Below are 267 nucleotides of genomic sequence, written 5' to 3' on the forward strand. Positions count from 1 at the left end.
TGCTGAAAGAATTAACAGAACTTTAAAATATGAATATGGTCTAAAACATATCATAAAAAATCTTAAATTAGCAAAAATGATAACCAAAAAGGCTGTCGATATTTATAACAATCTTCGACCACATAGTAGTCTTGATTTATACACACCAAAACACGTGCACTTAAATCAAAATGTTAACTACAAATCCTATCGAAAAAATAAAAATAATCTGGAATTATTAACCTTTTAAAACTTCAAAAAAAGGTCAACCTATTTCAGGACGATACA

At 27.0% G+C, this 267-nt stretch carries 1 protein-coding gene; it reads left to right on the plus strand.

All coding sequences use genetic code 11. The annotated features are described in order from the left end of the window. The coding region (locus Q4548_RS16855; protein ID WP_303457214.1) for an integrase core domain-containing protein at nucleotides 1-229 on the plus strand (229 nt) is incomplete at its 5' end. Nucleotides 230-267: the final 38 nt, after the last annotated feature.

Source organism: Wenyingzhuangia sp. 2_MG-2023 (assembly GCF_030548295.1).
Classification (GTDB): Bacteria; Bacteroidota; Bacteroidia; order Flavobacteriales; family Flavobacteriaceae; genus Wenyingzhuangia.